The following is a 15587-nucleotide window of genomic DNA, read 5'->3' as shown; positions in this document are numbered from 1 at the left end:
TGAACTTTCGTACTATCTAAAGGTCAAATAACTAAACAACTTCAATTCAGTTCTTCAGATAGCAGTTGGGAGATTGACTATGGATGGTCGTATTGGTGAGAAAATAGACAGTAACCCTGTTCCTGGTTTTGCCGTGTCTGAGAGTGGTGAAAAGAGTGGCGAAAAGAGCCGCGTGCCAGCCAGGAAAGCAGAGCTGGATTCATCATCAAAGAAAGCAAAAGCCTGTTCTGTTGTAACTCCCGAACTCAATAACCCCTTTCCTTCGAGGACGTTGCCTGACAGAGCGAGAAGCGTATCCCCAATAGATTCATCACTCCAAAAGGCCCCTCATGCCTTCGATTTCCGTTTTGTCGGCAGTGATGATGAAGTTCGTCAGCTTTTAGTTGCCCAGACCTGCGGTGAACGTCGGGATGTTACGCTTATTTCCCATCCCGATGACCTCTCACAGGCTAATCTGGTGAGCCGATTGAGCATTTCCGAAGAGGGTCGCCACACTCTGCGTTCAGGTAAGCTCTTTGAGGGTTCAAAGCCACTGACCCTGGTGATGGATATCCGAAAACTCACCAGCGAGGATCTGCCCAAATTTAACGATCTGCTGGACCCGGATAACCCCTGCCTGTATGACAAAGTCAGCCAGAAGAAACGCCCTCTGGGAGAGCATGTTTCTCTATTAGTCCTGGCAGACCCTGAGCAGTTGGCATCGGTTAGCAGGCGTGATGACGCACCGGCGGCCGATGCACCTGGCGCTGATTTCTGGCGACGAATTAATCGACCGGGCAATACCTGGCAGTTCGACACTCAGACCGGCAATAGCCCATCGATGGAGATCGACAAGGTTCCTCCCTTATTGCCTGAATTCACCAGTGCCAAAAGTGCTACGGATGACGACAATACCGTTTTAATTAACTGCCACTTGCACAGTCACTGGCGACAGTTACTGCTGGGTGGACTCGGGGTGGACAAACAGGGGCGAATCCAGCACATCCCCGGCAGGCTTGAATCATTAAGGGCCGGACAGCGGGTGATTCTGAAAGGAGCCAACTGGGAAGATCTGGCCTTTGAACAGACGATTCGTCAGATGCTGGCTCAGAAGTGTTTTGAGAGCAATGGCAAGATCTGTTCATTACCCGACAATGTTCAGTTTTATCAGATGCCGGTGGGAGATAACGAGCTTCGTTCACTGTTTTTCAGTCTGTCCCCTTCTCTTGAAAAAGAACAAGCATCACGCAACCCCATCATCATCAACCAGAGTAATATTGCCCAATGGCTGAGTCCCATTGCCATTGCCCCGGAAGGCTATGCAATCCCTAACACCTGTCTGTTGGAACAGGTTCGGGCGGGGGGATCAGTTACCGTAACCTCTCCCCTTACTGAGGCACTCTGGTTTCGCTTGCTGGGTTCACTGCAGGCGATTCGCGAGACCACCGGCCTGGAGCCCCGACTTCAGGTGACTGATTCAAAACATCAGCCGAAAGTCCTGGGATTGACAGAAAAGGACGAGGTCTCTCTGTCCTGCCCACAGGAAAAAAACAAAGATCAGATCGCGTTCAGCACCCTCACTTATCAGCAATCTGCCCAGGCCAGTCATTGGATCAATAAGCAGCCGGACTCACCTCTGGTCATTCAGGTCAATGAACAGACCCGATTCAGCCAGCTATTTGATAATATCCATATCACCTCGGAACAAAAGGCCCATTTTGGACATCGCAAGACTGCGTTGCAGGAGGCATTAACCGCTGGCAAGCCGGTCGTATTCCGGGGGCTGGAGAGTAATCCAACGCTGCAGCAGCTTCTGGAACCCCTGATTATTGGGCAACCTCTGCTGGTGAATGGCCAGTTGCAAGACTATCCAAAAGCTCGTGTGACAATACTCTGGCCTGAGTCTGCAAAAAGCTCATCTTCTGTATGGAGCTCGATGGTTGCCAGGGGAAAATCCTGTCCTGCGTTCGATATCTGGGATATCAATGCCCGCAAGCATCGTATCTCACAGGCTGATCTGCCGGAACAAGTACTTCACTCCCTTTACGAAGCCTTTAAAACCATACCTGGCAACCTTTGTAGCCCTCTGCCAGAAATGACCGAAGGGCTGTTGAATAATCTGATACTGGCTGCCCGGCAGGCACAGCAGATTGACCACTCCCTACAGCTCCTGCCCTGCCACTGGCGCAAGGCCATCAATAGCGTCATCACCCATGGCACCCGACAACATCCGTCCGTGCGTGATTTTATGAAAGTGGCCTGTTGGCACTTGTTACCCGACAGGGATCAAGCCGCCACGGTAGACCCGGATCAGTTAGCTGCGATCATCAGTAGCGCCCCGCAATTGGATAGAAAGTTTGTCAGGCAGAACCTGTGGCCACTGGCCCGAGCCTTTGACCCGGCAGTCTTTAAAGGTATCGAATTACAACTGTCCTATAAAAGTCCATTTCCAGAGCAAGTTGAAAAAGAAGCTATGGACAGGCTCTGTGCCATGATCCTGGCCCACGCGCCTGAAAAACAATGGGATGCCATAGCCTATCAGCTGGCAGTCGATCCGGCGGCAACTAAGCCCTGGCAATCCTTAGCTATCGAGCCAACCAGACAGATTAAACGTTTACAAGATGCACTGGCTTCTGGCTGGCAGTTACCTTTGCACTCAGGGCAGACCCGATCCGATGCCATCCACGGCCTGGCCAGCGATTGCTTTCACAGGGCCAGAACAGCGAGTTCTGAGACAGAAGGCATTGAACGCATAAAAAATCAGCTGTCTGAATCACTGAAATGGCAGGGTTCCGCTGATGAGCCCCTGTCTGCACTGGCCAGAGATCTTTATCATGGCGAGATGAGTCAGGAAGATCGTGAAAGCCGTCGTTTATCCCGGCTCCATGACCGGCTGACAGACTCTCCCGTTATCTTCCTGCAGGGGGAAACCGGCACAGGGAAAAGTTACTTTTCTGCCAAATTGGCCAAGGCTTCGGGACAAGCTTCAGTCATTTCCCTTGGACCTTCCGACAGCGAACAAACCCTGATGAAACGCTGGCAGTGGCAACAACACGCCGACGGCGACCGCTCTATGGTGCCGCAAAACCGGGCGCTGATGGAATGGGCCAATACCAAATCCGACAAAGGCGGAGAATACATTACCCTGGTGCTGGATGAGGCTAACCTGGCCGAAGCCGGATTGCTGGCGTCACTGAACGGCTTATGGGAACCGGAACCCTGCATCTACGTGAATGGTCATCCTGTCAAAGTCAGCGAAAAACACCGGGTAATTCTCACCGGCAACCCCGATCATTACGCCGGGCGCCAAATGGACCCGGCCCTGAAAGAGAAACTGCCCAAGGCTTACTACCCACGTCTGGATCAGGCTTTCCTTCGGGACAGAGTAGTAGAACCGGCTTTGCTCAATCATTTACAGCGCCACAAAATAAACGACATTGCACACAGGGCCAGCAAAAGTGTGATGGCACTGTGGCAATATTATCAGGAGCTGTTGCCCGACCATGAGTTTACCCCCAGGGATTTAACCGATATCTGCAGCTGGGTGGGTTGGTATCTGGATCGAGCGTTGTCCGAAGGCGACAGTGCCAGCTGTGAGCAAGTGAACAGTTTGATCCAGCAAAGTTTCCGGGATCTACTGGGTCCCGAAATCAGCGAGACTCAACAGGATGCCCTTTCGGCACTGGAAATCTGGTTTGCTGCCCACTACCACCCAGACAACACCCTGCGCGACAAAGTTCATAACCACACCCTGCCAGATATTCAGCGGGACTTCGAAGCATTCAGCAAAAAATTCCGACCTGAGTTTGACACCTCCGGTTCGGCAGTCATTGAGCTGGTGCAACGGCTGGGACAGGATTTAAGCCGCTGTCAGCAGGCTTATCATCACGACAGAAAACACGGCGGCCGTCGGGCAACGCTGATTGAGGGTCCGGCCGGACGGGGTAAGGATGCCACGCTGAACCTGCTGATCAAAAGTGTTAAACAGCAAGCTGAAGAACGGGGAGAAACCATGCCAGAGGTCTTTCCCCTGAATGCCTGTGATTGTTCCTGGGAGCAACTGTGTGAAGTGATCCAGAAAGCAAAAGTCGATGGCGGCATCGTAGTTATTTCGGAAATGAATCTGATCGACAGCCAGCACCTGGAAGGTGAGTTAAACGATATTCTCGCCGGTGACGCTCATCCGGGCTTCCACCTGTTTGCCACCATTAACCCGCCTGAGTACAGCGGGCGAAAACCCTTATCACCGGCGCTGAAAGGACGTTTTCGACATTTGCCGATCCGCCAGTATAACTCGGCAGAATTGCAGACCATTGCCGGGAAAGTGTTGCCAGACTCCCCAAAAGGGAAATCCGTCGCCATACAGCTGACTGAAAAACATTGTCGTTTAAGAGCCTGCCTGCAACGGAAAAACCTGCCGTTACAGCCCACCAGTCGCGATTTACAGAATGTCGCCATGGCTGTCAAAACAGGAGGCGATTTTAGCGAAAAAGCCCTTCATCAATGCCTCAATCAGCACTACCGACTTTACCTGATGGCCGCCGACCTGTCGCTGGAGGAACTGCCAGAGTCATCGACTCTTGCCATGGCTAAAGGAGCACTTGATGCCGGATTTTGCAAATGGTTCAACAAAACGCTACCGGACATTGATCGTCCGTGGTTGATACGACCCGGTAACCTCGACAGTATTGATGAAAAAAACCATGAAATTCGTGTTAAGGCTCGTCCGAATAAAGAGGAAGTCAAAGCGGAAATCATCAAGAAGGTGGCTCAGGCCAGATGGCAGGCATCCGGTCTTTCCCTGAGGCCGGATGAGTCGGACGATCTGCTCATCCAGGCAATCTACCGACACTGGCAGCAACGCTGGTTTGCACATAAGTTTTGCGAGACGGGTGTGGATGCTAATAGCGTATTTCCACTGACGCAAGCACAGGAACAAGCGTTGAAATTACCGGCTTCCCAGCCTTATCTTCGAGAGGCGGATCGGCGGATAGAGGCATGGAACTCTGACGCAGTTCAACTATGGCCTGCGTTCTGGCATCAGATAATTAATCTCCCGAGGCATCAGATAAGTAATCTGCCGAGCCATCAGGTTGACGATCATAGTAAAGAAGCTTTAGCGGTTGGTAATGATAACGCTCCTGAAAAATACCGTCCGAAAGCCCACTCGAACCTGGCTAAGACATTGAAATGGATAAAAAGCTATATAGACCCACCTTCCAGGAACCGGCCTGATCATCAGGCATTAGACCGGAGAACAAACAATAGAGGCCCTGTGAGTGGAACATCTCCTGTCAGCCAGCCTGATCATCAGACATTGGACCGGAGAACCATCGATAAGGGCCCGCTGAACAGAGCGTCCGGTCAGTCTGATCTTCTGGTATTGGACCGTACAACGAATTATGAGAAGCTGAAGCTGCCAGAAGTTAAAGACTATAACGTTTTTAATACACAGAAGTATCCTTCCTTTATGCATCGCTGGGAAGTATTGAATATTGATGTGACTGCCAAGGGTAATGTCGAAAAGACCTTTCTTCAGGTGCAAGGCCTTGAGGGGTTCGAAACCCTCACACCGGACCCGTTACCAGGACGTTACCACATGACACTAGCCAGCAATCAAACGATGGCAAGCATTTTGTTATCATCGAAAGTTAATCTTTTTTCATTGCCCAGCCTGACGTTTAACGACTACGTCGTTGCCCTGCGTATATCAACCGATTTGCCATTCACCCTGTTCAGGGATCTCTATACCGGGCTTCACATAGTGCTGATTCCAAAGGCCAAAGCCTACCAGAGAATTGAATTTAATTATGTCGTAGAAACCAGAAAACCGGGCAGAAAAACAGCTCCGCAATCAACCCGACCAGAACGATCAACACAGCTTGACGCCCGGTGTTCAGAAGGTATGAAAAACGTACTGGGCGAAATGTTTATGACTATTAAAGAACAACCGACAGAAATACAGGAGCCTTTGCAGAAAATAAAAGACGCCAAAAACACTGAGCAACGAATTGAGGCGATCACGGAGTATTGCCGACAGTTTTCCGGTAAGGCTAAACCATCGAGACATGAGAATTTCTTTAAATTTCTGGTAACACAACGGCAAGGGGACTGCCGTCATCGTGCGCCTGTTTTTGTTGCTTTTTGTCGTTATTTCGGGATTCCATCCCGGCAAGTGAATAGCCAAATCCACGCCTTTGCTGAATATTCCGTTGATGAAGGCCAAACCTGGGTGTCAGTGGATCTGGGCGGGGCGCCTGTCGAGAGAATAGATTTCAAACCTGACGTCCAGCCCAGTACCAATGTCAGTAGTACCAGCACTGAGTTAAAGAAGCATAAGGCTTTCCTGAAAGATTTCCTGAAAGGTGCTGATTTGTCACAACAGCAAACTCTGGCTAAAGCCTGTGATATGAGCCTTGAGGAACTGAACAAAGCCCTTGATAAAAACAGCGCATTGCCAGAAGCCAGGCTAATTATTTCCAACATAACCGGGAACCTTTGGGAACAAAGAGATTTAATCAGTTTTTCCCTGGTTGTCTCAATAATAGTGTCGCTGGGGAAAGAGGTATTGGACGATTGCCAAGGGCAACTTAAACAAATATCGGAGGCGGTGAAAGAAATATTGTACGACGGTGATGAAGGGCAGGTCATTGAACAACTCAAGTTACTCCATCCAAAAATAATTAATGAGGACGAACTGGACGCTATAAGTTGGTTTTTTTCAATGGTAGAAATACTGAAAGATAGTGACCTGACCAAGTCATCGGTTATTCGCTTTGCCCTTGAAGTCCTGAAATCAGGTTGGCTGGATCCAATGCTGGCCGATGAGTACTCTTCTATATACGCCCAAAATCATAACCTATTGGTGTGTCTGAAAAGCGTCGACGAACTCAAGGTTGAAGCCACCCATTGCCTGAAAAAGTGGTATAAACAGTTATTTTTCAGGGAAAAAAATAGTCAGTTATGGCAGAAGGCTTATGAATGCTTCCAACGGAGAAAAGGTACCTCGTTCGTCGATCATTGTTATGATGGCTTTTCATCATTCCTTGAATATGAAATTACCAATCGACTCTTAAAGAACGCCTGGACCGACGCACCTGAGGGCATTCCCAACATAGAACGAATGCTGGCGCACCAGCCCGCTTTTCCGAGTGTAACCTCAGGCAGGGGGAACCACCGTCCGGTGATTATCCTGGGGAAACCTTCCTGGCAGTGCGCACAGATTAATACTCATGTCGGATTCATGATTGATCAAAAAACCAGGGACTGGGGCAATTGGGAATTAAGTCGGAGAAAACGTGATTCTTTACGCAACCAATCCGCGCTGGCGATTCAGAAGGCCTTCAGTCATTATCTGTATCAATTGACAAACACAAATGGCGGCTGCTTAACCTATTGTTGGGCGGATGCTTCCTTCGAATCGTGCTATGAGCGACACTCCTACGGTGCTCATGACCCATCCTCACCAGAAGAACTCTATGCCATGATGTCTGAAATTCAGAGCTCTGAATGCTTTGAGGACTCTCTGAATGATGACTACTTACGGCAGGCACTCAACGCCGATAACGCACTGGTGCTGAGATCCCGTGAGCTGACAACTATTGCCAAAGAGTTTTTGCACAGTGTGGATTTGTTTTCGCTTTGTAACCTGTTGAAAATCCCATAGAACGATTTGGGAACCTGATAGCAGTCTTTTCAAGGGTCACGGCTGACTGTCAAAAAGGAACTTTCGTACTATCTAAAAGTCTAATAATTAAACAGCTTCAATTCAGTTCTTCAGATAGCAGTTGGGAGATTGACTATGGATGGTCGTATTGGTGAGAAAATAGACAACAACCCTGTTCCTGGTTTTGCCCTGTCTGAGAGTGGTGAAAAGAGCAGCGTGCCAATCAGGAAAGCAGAGCTGGATTCATCGTCAAAGAAAACAAAAACCTGTTCTGTTGTAACTCCCGGACTCAATAAACCCTTTCCTCCGAGGACCCTGCCTGACAGAGCGAGAAGCGTAGCCCCAATAGATACATCACTCCAAAAGGCCCCTCATGCCTTCGATTTCCGTTTTGTCGCCAGTGATGATGAAGTTCGACAGCTTTTAGTTGCCCAGACCGGCGATAAACATCGGGATGTCACTGTTATTTCCCATCCCGATGACCTCTCACAGGCTAATCTGGTGAGCCGTTTAAGCATTTCCGAAGAGGGTCGTCACACTCTGCGTTCAGGTAAGCTCTTTGAAGGTTCAAAGCCATTAACCCTGGTGATAGATATCCGAAAAATCACCAGCGAGGATCTGCCCAAATTTAACGATCTGCTGGACCCGGATAACCCCTGCCTGTACGACAAAGTCAGCCAGAAGAAACGCCCTCTGGGTGAGCATGTTTCTCTATTAGTCGTGGCAGACCCTGCACAGTTGAAATTCGTTGGCCGACGTGAAGATGCGCCCGCAGCCGGCGCTCCGGGCGCTGATTTCTGGCGACGAATTAATCGACCGGGCAATACCTGGCAGTTCGACACTCAGACCGGCAATAGCCCATCGATGGAGATCGACAAGGTTCCTCCCTTATTGCCTGAATTCACCAGTGCCAAAAGTACTATGGAAGACGACAATAGCATTTTAATTAACTGCCACTTGCACAGTCACTGGCGACAGTTACTGCTGGGTGGACTCGGGGTGGACAAACAGGGGCGAATCCAGCACATCCCCGGCAGGCTTGAATCATTAAGGGCCGGACAGCGGGTGATTCTGAAAGGAGCCAACTGGGAAGATCTGGCCTTTGAACAGACGATTCGTCAGATGCTGGCTCAGAAGTGTTTTGAGAGCAATGGCAAGATCTGTTCATTACCCGACAATGTTCAGTTTTATCAGATGCCGGTGGGAGATAACGAGCTTCGTTCACTGTTTTTCAGTCTGTCCCCTTCTCTTGAAAAAGAACAAGCATCACGCAACCCCATCATCATCAACCAGAGTAATATTGCCCAATGGCTGAGTCCCATTGCCATTGCCCCGGAAGGCTATGCAATCCCTAACACCTGTCTGTTGGAACAGGTTCGGGCGGGGGGATCAGTTACCGTAACCTCTCCCCTTACTGAGGCACTCTGGTTTCGCTTGCTGGGTTCACTGCAGGCGATTCGCGAGACCACCGGCCTGGAGCCCCGACTTCAGGTGACTGATTCAAAACATCAGCCGAAAGTCCTGGGATTGACAGAAAAGGACGAGGTCTCTCTGTCCTGCCCACAGGAAAAAAACAAAGATCAGATCGCGTTCAGCACCCTCACTTATCAGCAATCTGCCCAGGCCAGTCATTGGATCAATAAGCAGCCGGACTCACCTCTGGTCATTCAGGTCAATGAACAGACCCGATTCAGCCAGCTATTTGATAATATCCATATCACCTCGGAACAAAAGGCCCATTTTGGACATCGCAAGACTGCGTTGCAGGAGGCATTAACCGCTGGCAAGCCGGTCGTATTCCGGGGGCTGGAGAGTAATCCAACGCTGCAGCAGCTTCTGGAACCCCTGATTATTGGGCAACCTCTGCTGGTGAATGGCCAGTTGCAAGACTATCCAAAAGCTCGTGTGACAATACTCTGGCCTGAGTCTGCAAAAAGCTCATCTTCTGTATGGAGCTCGATGGTTGCCAGGGGAAAATCCTGTCCTGCGTTCGATATCTGGGATATCAATGCCCGCAAGCATCGTATCTCACAGGCTGATCTGCCGGAACAAGTACTTCACTCCCTTTACGAAGCCTTTAAAACCGTACCTGGCAACCTTTGTAGCCCTCTGCCAGAAATAACCGAAGGGCTGTTGAATAATCTGATACTGGCTGCCCGGCAGGCACAGCAGGTTGACCACTCCCTGCAGCTCCTGCCCCGCCACTGGCGCAAGGCCATCAATAGCGTCATCACCCATGGCACCCGACAGCATCCGTCCGTGCGGGATTTTATGAAAGTGGCTTGTTGGCACTTGTTACGGGATAAGACGCTGGATGAGGATCAAACCGCCTCGGTAGACCCGGATCAGTTAGCTGCCATCATCAATAGCGCCCAACGTTTGGATAGAAAGTTTGTCAGGCAGAACCTGTGGCCACTGGCCCGAGCCTTTGACCCGGCAGTGTTTAAAGATGCCGAATTACAACTGTCCTATGAAAGTCCGTTTCCAAAGCAGGGAAAAAAAGACTTTATGGACAGGCTCTGTGCCATGATCCTGGCCCACGCGCCTGAAAAACAACGGGATGCTATAGCCTATCAGCTGGCAGTCGATCCGGCGGCAACAAAGCCCTGGCAATCCCTGGCCATCAAGCCAACCAGACAGATTAAACGTTTGCAAGATGCACTGGCTTCTGGCTGGCAGTTACTTCTGCCATCGGGGCAGACCCGATCCAATACCATTCACGCGCTGGCCACCGATTGTTTTCACATATCCAGAACAGCGAATGCGGAGGCAGAAGGCATTGAACGTATAAAACATCGACTCTCTGAATTACTGAAATGGCAGGGTTCCGCTGATGAGCCCCTGTCTGCACTGGCCAGGGATCTTTATTATGGCGAGATGAGTCAGGAAGATCGTGAAAGCCGTCGTTTATCCCGGCTCCATGACAGGCTGACAGACTCTCCCGTTATATTCCTGCAGGGGGAAACCGGCACAGGGAAAAGTTACTTTTCTGCCAAATTGGCCAAGGCTTCGGGACAAGCTTCAGTCATTTCCCTTGGACCTTCCGACAGCGAACAGACCCTGATGAAACGCTGGCAGTGGCAACAACACGCCGACGGCGACCGCTCTATGGTGCCGCAAAACCGGGCGCTGATGGAATGGGCCAATACCAAATCCGACAAAGACGGAGAATACGTAACCCTGGTTCTGGATGAAGCCAACCTGGCCGAAGCCGGACTGCTGGCGTCACTGAACGGCTTATGGGAACCGGAACCCTGCATCTACGTGAATGGTCATCCTGTCAAAGTCAGCGAAAAACACCGGGTAATTCTCACCGGCAACCCCGATCATTACGCCGGGCGCCAAATGGACCCGACCCTGAAAGAGAAACTGCCCAAGGCTTACTACCCACGTCTGGATCAGGCTTTCCTTCGGGACAGAGTAGTAGAACCGGCTTTGCTCAATCATTTACAGCGCCACAAAATAAACGACATTGCACACAGGGCCAGCAAAAGTGTGATGGCATTGTGGCAATATTATCAGGAGCTGTTGCCCGACCATGAGTTTACCCCCAGGGATTTAACCGATATCTGCAGCTGGGTGGGTTGGTATCTTGATTGTGCTCAGCCAGCAGTTGGCAGTGTTACTCCTGAGCAAATCAACAGTTTGATCCAGCAAAGTTTTCGGGATGTGTTGGGTCCCGAAATCAGCGAGACTCAACAGGATGCACTTGCGGCACTGGAAATATGGTTTGCTGCCCGCTACCACCCGGACAACACCCTGCGCGACACAGTTCATAACCACACCTTGCCGGATATTCAGCGGGACTTCGAAGCATTCACCAAAGAATTCCGACCTGAGTTTGATACCTCCGGATCGGCAGTCATTGAGCTGGTGCAACGGCTGGGACAGGATTTAAGCCGCTGTCAGCAGGCTTATCATCGCGAGATAAAACACGGCGGTCGTCAGGCAACGCTGATTGAAGGCCCGGCCGGACGGGGTAAAGATGCCACGCTGAACCTGTTGATTGAAAGTGTCAGAAAGCAGGCTAAGCAACGGGGAAAAACCATGCCAGAGGTCTTTCCCCTGAATGCCTGTGATTGTTCCTGGGAGCAACTGTGTGAAGTGATCCAGAAAGCAAAAGTAGAGGGCGGCATCGTAGTTATTTCGGAAATGAACCTGATCGACAGCCAGCATCTGGAAGGTGAGTTAAATGATATTCTGGCCGGAGACGCTCATCCGGGTTTCCACCTGTTCGCCACCATTAACCCACCTGAGTACAGCGGACGAAAACCCTTATCACCGGCGCTGAAAGGACGTTTTCGGCATTTGCCGATCCGCCAGTATAACTCGGCAGAATTGCAGACCATTGCCGGGAAAGTGTTGCCAGACTCCCCAAAAGGGAAATCCGTCGCCATGCAGCTGACTGAAAAACATTGTCGTTTAAGAGCCTGCCTGCAACGGAAAAACCTGCCGTTACAGCCCACCAGTCGCGATTTACAGAATGTCGCCATGGCTGTCAAAACAGGAGGCGATTTTAGCGAAAAAGCCCTTCATCAATGCTTCAATCAGCACTACCGGCTTTACCTGATGGCCGCCAACCTGTCCCTGGAGGAACTGCCCGAATCATCGACTCTTGCCATGGCTAAAGGAGCACTTGATTCCCGACTTTGCAAATGGTTCAACAAAACGCTACCGGACATTGATCGTCCCTGGTTGATACGACCCGGTAACCTCGACAGTATTGATGAAAAAAACCATGAAATTCGTGTTAAGGCTCGTCCGAATAAAGCGGACGTCAAAGCGGAAATCATCAAAAGGATGGCCCAGGCCAGATGGCAGGCATCCGGTCTTTCCCTGAAGCCGGATGAGTCGGACGATTTGCTCATCCAGGCACTGTATCGGCACTGGCAGCAACGCTGGTTTGCGCATAAGTTTTGCGAGATGGGCATGGACGCTAATAACGTATTTCCACTGACGGAAGAACAGCAACAAACCCTGAAATTAACGGCTTCCCAGCCTTATCTTCAAGAGGCGGATCGGCGGATAGAAGCATGGAACTCCGATGCAGTTCAATTGTGGCCTGCGTTCTGGCATCAGATAAGTAATCTGTCGAGCCAACAGGTTGAGGATCATAGTAACGAAGCTTTAGCGGTTGGTAGTGATAAGGCTCCTGAAAAATACCGTCTGAAAGCCCGCTCGAAACTGGCTAAGTTATTAAAACGGAGAAAAAGCCTTAAAGGTCCGGAGAGCAGAACGCCTCCCAACAAAGAGCCTGATCCTCAGGCATTGAAACAGAGAAAGAACAATAAAGGCCCGGTGAGCAAAACATCTCCCGTCAGACAGCCTGATCCTCAGGCATTGAAACAGAGAAAGAACAATAAAGGCCCGGTGAGCAAAACATCTCCCGTCAGACAGCCTGATCCTCAGGCATTGAAACAGAGAAAGAACAATAAAGGCCCGGTGAGCAAAACATCTCCCGTCAGACAGCCTGATCCTCAGGCATTGAAACAGAGAAAGAACAATAAAGGCCCGGTGAGCAAAACATCTCCCGTCAGACAGCCTGATCCTCAGGCATTGAAACAGGGAACGAACGATAAAGACCCAGTGAGCAGCACTCCTCCAACCGACCATTATTCTCCTGCGTTATTGGACCAGATAACGAACTATGAGAATCTGGAGCTGCGACAAGTTAACGATTATAAAATTTTTAAACCGCATAACCAGCCTTCCCATATGTATCGCTCGGCGGTGCGGGATGTCAAAGTGACTGCCTGGGGTGATGTCGAACTGACCTTTCTTGAGGTTCAAGACATTGAGGGTGTCGAAACTCTCAGTCCGGATCCATTAACAGAGTGCGACCAGGAAGTGACCTTAGCCAGCAATCAAGCGCTGGCAAGATTTTCGGCATCATTGGGGAAGGAACGTCTATTTATATTGCCCAGCCTGAAGTTTTACGACTATATCGTTGCCTTGCGTATAGAACCCGATTTGTCATTTACGCTGTTCAGGGATCAATATACCGGGCTTCACTTATTATGGATTCCGGAGGCCGAAGCCAACCAGCGTTTTGCCTTTGATTACGTCGTAGAACACAGAGAACCGGGCAGAAAAACACTTCCTGAAGAAGCCCGGCCAGAACGATTGACAAACCTTGATGCCCGGTGTTCAGAAGGTATGAAAACCGTATTGAACAAACTGTTTAAGACCATTGAAAAACAACCGACCGAAATACAGGTGCCTTTGCAGAAAATAAAAAACGCCAAAGACACAGAGCAACGAATTGAGGCGATCACGGAGTATTGCCAACACTTTTCCGGTAAAACCACACCAGCGGGCCATAAGAATTTCTTTAAATTTCTGGTAACACAACGGCAGGGGAGCTGCCGTCATCGTACGCCTGTTTTTGTTGCTTTCTGTCGTTATTTCGGGATTCCATCCCGGATAGTGAATAGCAATATCCACAGCTTTGCTGAATATTCCGTGGATGAAGGCCAAACCTGGGTGTCAGTGGATCTCGGCGGGGCACCCGTCAAGAAAACAGACATCGAATCTGTCCGCCAGACCACCACAAATGTCATTCATTCCAGCAATGAGTTAAAGAAGCATAAAGCTTTTCTGAAAGATCTCATGAAAGGTGCTGATTTGTCACAAAAGCAAACTCTGGCTAAAGCCTGTGATATGAGCCTTGAGGAACTGAACAAAGCCCTTGATAAAAACAGCGCATTGCCAGAAGCCTGGCTAATTATTTCCAACATAATCAGGAACCTTTGGGAACAAAGAGATTTAATCAGTTTTTCCCTGGCCGTCTCAATCATCGTGTCGCTGGGGAAAGAAGCATCGGGCGATTACAAGAAGCAACTTGAACCGATATCGAAGGCAGTGAAACGAATAATATTGTACCGCGATGATAAACAGCGTGTCATTGAACAACTCAAGTTACTCCATTCAAAAATAATTAATCAGGATGACCTGAGCGCTCACCATTGGTGTTCCTCAATGGCAGGAATACTGGAAGGTAGCGACCTGACCAAGCCATCGTTTATTCGCTTTGCCCTTGAAGTCCTGAAATCGGGTTGGCTGGATCCAATCCTGAACGATGAGACATATATAGAAAACGCCGATAAACATCATAGGCTATTGGTGCGTCTGAAAAGCGTCGATGAGCTCAGGGTTGAAGCCACTCATTGCCTGAAAAAGTGGTATAAGCAGTTGTTCTTCAGGGAAAAAAATAGTCAGTTATGGCAGAAGACTTATGAAGACTTCCAACGGAGAAAAGGTACCTCGTTCGTCGATCATTGTTATGATGGGTTTTCATCATTCCTTGAATATGAAATTACCCATCGACTCTTAAAGAACGCATGGACAGACGAACCTGAGGGCATTCCCAATATAGAACGAATGCTGGCGCAGCAGCCCGCTTTTCCGAGGTCAATCTCTGGCAGGGGGAACCATCGTCCGGTGATTATCCTGGGGAAACCTTCCTGGGAGTTCACATCGATTTACAAAAAGGCCGGAGATCTCTTGCAAAGTCAATATGCGGTCATTTTGGATCGTAAAGGGATAGTAGACCCGCTGCTTTTAAATAAAGAATTCGAGGATTTGATTCAAAAGGCCTTCAGTCATTATCTGTATCAATTGACACACTCAAAAGGCGGCTGCTTAACCTATTGTTGGGCCGATGCTTACATCAAATGTTGCAACGAGAGATACTCCTATGGTGCTCATGATCCATCCTCACCAGAAGAGCTGTATGTCATGATGTCTGAAATTGACGGCTCTAAATGGTGTATGGACTCTCCATCCAGATTGTTTGTGGACTCTCTAAAGGGTGACTATTTACGGCAGGCACTCAACGCCGATAACGCACTGGTGCTCAAATCCGATGAGCTGACAATCATTGCCAATGAGTTTTTGAACAGCGCTAATTTTGATTCGCTTTGAGGCGTGATGGGTTTCTGGT

General features: G+C 49.6%; 2 protein-coding genes. Both read left to right on the top strand.

Annotated features, from left to right (window positions below; genetic code table 11):
* Nucleotides 1-79: 79 nt before the first annotated feature.
* Nucleotides 80-7645, top strand: a complete 7566-nt coding sequence (locus ACOMG9_RS21035) for an AAA family ATPase (protein ID WP_494529359.1) — start codon at nt 80-82, stop codon at nt 7643-7645.
* A gap of 135 nt (nt 7646-7780) precedes the next feature.
* Nucleotides 7781-15568 carry an AAA family ATPase gene (locus ACOMG9_RS21030; RefSeq protein ID WP_494529358.1) on the top strand — a complete coding sequence of 2596 codons (7788 nt, stop codon included), beginning with the start codon at nt 7781-7783 and terminating at the stop codon, nt 15566-15568.
* The last annotated feature ends 19 nt before the right edge of the window (nt 15569-15587 follow it).

The organism is Endozoicomonas sp. PH6C, from assembly GCF_059322965.1.
This window is presented reverse-complemented; position numbering and strand designations above follow the sequence as displayed.

Coding starts and splice junctions, on each gene's coding strand:
- ACOMG9_RS21035 (WP_494529359.1), top strand. CDS start 80: ATGGATGGTCGTATTGGTGAGAAAATAGACAGTAACCCTGTTCCTGGT.
- ACOMG9_RS21030 (WP_494529358.1), top strand. CDS start 7,781: ATGGATGGTCGTATTGGTGAGAAAATAGACAACAACCCTGTTCCTGGT.